At 68.2% G+C, this 2,857-nt stretch carries 4 protein-coding genes; all 4 read right to left on the bottom strand.

Going from position 1 to position 2,857, the window contains the following annotated elements; translation table 11 throughout:
• Nucleotides 1-100: 100 nt before the first annotated feature.
• A complete protein-coding gene (locus tag JWP28_RS13835; protein ID WP_299543756.1) occupies nucleotides 101-883 on the bottom strand; it encodes an SDR family oxidoreductase in 783 nt (260 codons plus the stop codon).
• Nucleotides 884-908: 25 nt separating this feature from the next.
• Complete coding sequence (locus JWP28_RS13830; RefSeq protein ID WP_299543755.1) at nucleotides 909-1,706, bottom strand: 3-hydroxybutyrate dehydrogenase; 798 nt, start codon at nucleotides 1,704-1,706, stop codon at nucleotides 909-911.
• A gap of 2 nt (nucleotides 1,707-1,708) precedes the next feature.
• Complete coding sequence (yaaA, locus tag JWP28_RS13825) at nucleotides 1,709-2,518, bottom strand: peroxide stress protein YaaA (protein WP_299543753.1); 810 nt, start codon at nucleotides 2,516-2,518, stop codon at nucleotides 1,709-1,711.
• A 51-nt stretch (nucleotides 2,519-2,569) separates the two neighbouring features.
• Nucleotides 2,570-2,857 (bottom strand): FAD-linked oxidase C-terminal domain-containing protein (locus JWP28_RS13820; protein ID WP_299543751.1); only part of this gene is annotated, 288 nt, incomplete at its 5' end.

Below are 2,857 nucleotides of genomic sequence, written 5' to 3'. Positions count from 1 at the left end.
GGACCAATAGACACGACGCTCTCGGGCGATGCGCTGACCATCGGTGTCTATGGGTCCCGGTCTTCGCTGGCGCGAAACCGGGATGACACCGAAGGAGAAATCAGAAGATCGCGTAGCCGCCGTCGATGAGGAAGCTGTCGCCGGTGTGGAAACTGGACGCGTCCGACGCCAGGTAGACCGCCATGCCGCCAAAGTCCTCCGGCTCGCCCCAGCGGCGGAACGGCACGCGCTTGATGACCGCGTCGTTGAACTTGTCGTTGCCCTGGGCGCCGGCGGTCATGTCGGTGGCGATCCAGCCCGGCAGGATGGCGTTGGCGCGCACGCCGTAGCGAGCGTGCTCCACGGCGATGGCGCGGATCATTGAAATCACGGCGCCCTTGGTCGAGGCGTAGGCCTCGTTGCGCGCGGCCCCGTCGATGGCGCTGAGCGATGAGGTGACCACCAGCGAGCCGCCGGGGTCGCCGGCCCCCGCCCGCTCGACCATGTGCTTGCAGGCCTCGCGGAAGGTGAAGAAGACCCCGTCCAGGTTCACCGACAGCACGCGCCGGTAGGTCTCGGTGGAGAACTCGGCGAAGGACTTGGCCCCGCCGCCGACGCCGGCGTTGGCGATCACTGTGTCGACGCGGCCCATCTTGCCGACCGCCTCGGCCATGCCGGCGGTCACCTGGGCCTCGTCCGCCACGTCTATCTTCTGGGTCACCACCTTGACGCCATGGGCCTTGAGCTGGTCCTCGGCGGCTGCGTTCTTCTCAGCGTTGGTGCCCCAGATCACGATGGCTGCCCCGGCCTGGGCCATGGCGTCGGCCATGCCGAGCCCGATGCCGCCATTGCCGCCGGTGACCAGCGCCACCTTGCCTGTCAGGTCGAACGGCTTGTAGGCCATGACCGCTACCTCCCTCTTTTCGTTGCTATTGCGCGGTCCAGCCGCCATCGATGACGAACGACCCGCCGGTCGCCGACGCCCCCAGGTCGGAGACCAGATAGAGCAGCTGTCCGGCCAGGTGGCGATATTCCACGAAGGTCTTGTTGGGCTGGGCAGCCAGGATCACGTCCTCGATCACCCGGTCCTCCGGGATGCCGCGGGTCTTGGCCTGGTCGACCACCTGGGCCTCGATCAGCGGCGTCTTCACATAGCCCGGGCAGATGCAGTTCACTGTGACGCCGGTCCGCGCAAGCTCCACGGCGCAGGCCTTGGTGAAGCCCACCACGCCGAACTTGGCGGCCACATAGGGCGCCTTGAACGCCGAGGCGACCAGGCCGTGGGCCGAGGCGATGTTGACGATTCGTCCGCGCCCCTGGGCCTTCATGATCGGGATCGCCGCCTTGGTGGCGTGGAAGGTCGAGGACAGGATCACCGCGATCAGGGCGTCCCACTTCTCCTCCGGGTATTCGTCGACCGGGGCGACGTGCTGGATGCCGGCGTTGTTCACCAGGATGTCGAGGCGGCCGAACTCCTTGTGCGCATAGGCGATCAGGTCGGCCACCTCGTTCGGCCTGGTCATGTCCGCGCCGCGGTAGCGGACCGCGGCGTTGGTCTTCTGCTGGATCGCCAACCGGTCGGCCTCGATCTTGGCCGGGTCGCCGAAGCCGTTCAGCACCACGTTGACGCCCTGCTCGGCGAGCGCGGTGGCCAGCGCCTGGCCGATGCCGCTGGTGGAGCCGGTGATCACTGCCACCTGGCCCTCGAGCTTGTAGTCCACGGCCATGGTCAGGCCTCCTCTTTGAGCCGGGCCCGTTTCTGGGCGACGGGCGGCGGCTGGGGCCGGGCGAAGGTGAACTCGTCGTCGGTGGAGAGCGGGCCCACGAACCGGTAGCCGTCGCGGTCGAAGGCCTTAAGGTCGGCGGCGCGCTCGATGCGGTTGTCGATGGCGAAGCGGGCCATGGCGCCCCGCGCCCGCTTGGCGAAGAAGGAGATGATCCGCGCCTCGCCGTCCTTCTCCTCGAGAAATTTGCAGGTCAGAACCGGGGCTTTCAGCGCCGCGCGGTCGACCGCGCCGAAGTACTCCTGGCTCGCGCAGTTCACGACTGCGCGCTGCTTGTGGCCCGCCAGCGCCGCATCCAGCGCCTGCGACACGCGCGGGCCCCAGAAGTCATAGAGGCTCAGCCCCCGCCGCGTCTTGAGCCGCACGCCCATCTCCAGCCGGTAGGGCTGGATGGCGTCCAGCGGCCTCAGCACCCCATAGAGCCCTGACAGGATCCGCACGTGGTCCTGCGCCCAGGCCAGCGCCTTCCTGTCGAGCTCGCGGGCCTTGAGGCCCATGTAGACGTCGCCGTTGAAAGCGAAGGCCGTCTGCAGCCCGTCCTCGCTGTCCGGCTGGAAGGCCTGGAAGCGCTCGCGGTTAAGTTTCGCGAGGCTGTCGGAGAGGTCCATCATCCGTTTCAGGTCGATGACCCTGAGTTTCTTGGCGACCTTGGCGAGTTCGGCGGTCTGGTCGGCCAGCTCCGGCGCGGTCAGCGGCGCGGCGACCGGCGCGGCGGTGAAGTCGAGCGCCTTGGCCGGGGAGAGGACGATGAGCATGGCCGATGCTTTGCCGCGTCCGGGGCGCCAAGCCAATACCTCGTGATCCGATTAGAACAGCACCCGCGGGTTCATGATCCGCTTGGGGTCCAGCGCGCGCCGGATGGCCGAGAGCGCCTCGATCTCCACCACGGATTTGTAGCGCCGCGCCTCCTCGGTCTTCATCGAGCCCAGGCCGTGCTCGGCGCTGATCGACCCGCCCATGGAGGCCACGATGTCGTGGACGATGCGCGAGCCGGCGTCCCGGCGCGCAGCATGCTCGGCGTCCGAGCCACCATCGGGACGCAGCACGTCGTAGTGGATGTTGCCGTCGCCCATGTGGCCGAAGGCGGCGATGCG

It is taken from the genome of Phenylobacterium sp. (assembly GCF_028290885.1).
Lineage (GTDB): Bacteria > Pseudomonadota > Alphaproteobacteria > Caulobacterales > Caulobacteraceae > Phenylobacterium.
This window is presented reverse-complemented; position numbering and strand designations above follow the sequence as displayed.